1 protein-coding gene is annotated in these 245 nt (G+C 71.0%); it reads right to left on the bottom strand.

The features are described from left to right. Positions 1-245 (bottom strand): hypothetical protein (locus GSQ89_RS40510; protein WP_216856526.1); only part of this gene is annotated, 245 nt, incomplete at both ends.

Here is a 245-nt window from a genome sequence, read left to right as displayed (position 1 = left end):
TGGTGGTCAAGGCGGCCGCCTCGGTGGTGGTCAGCGCCGCCACCTGCGCCGAGGACAGCGCCGCCACCTCGGTGGTGCTCAGCACCGCCACCTGGGACGTGGTCAGGGCCTTGATCTGCGCCGTGGTCAGCGCCTTGACATCAGCGGTGGACAGCACCGGCACCTGGGTGGTGGTCAATGCCGCCACCTGGGCGGTGGTCAGCCCGGCCACCTGAGCGGCGGTCAGCACTGCCACCTGCGACGTA

The sequence above is a fragment of the Acidisphaera sp. S103 genome (assembly GCF_009765975.1).
Classification (GTDB): Bacteria; Pseudomonadota; Alphaproteobacteria; order Acetobacterales; family Acetobacteraceae; genus Rhodopila.
The sequence above is the reverse complement of the archived record's forward strand: the minus strand, read 5'-3'. Positions and strand labels throughout refer to the sequence as shown.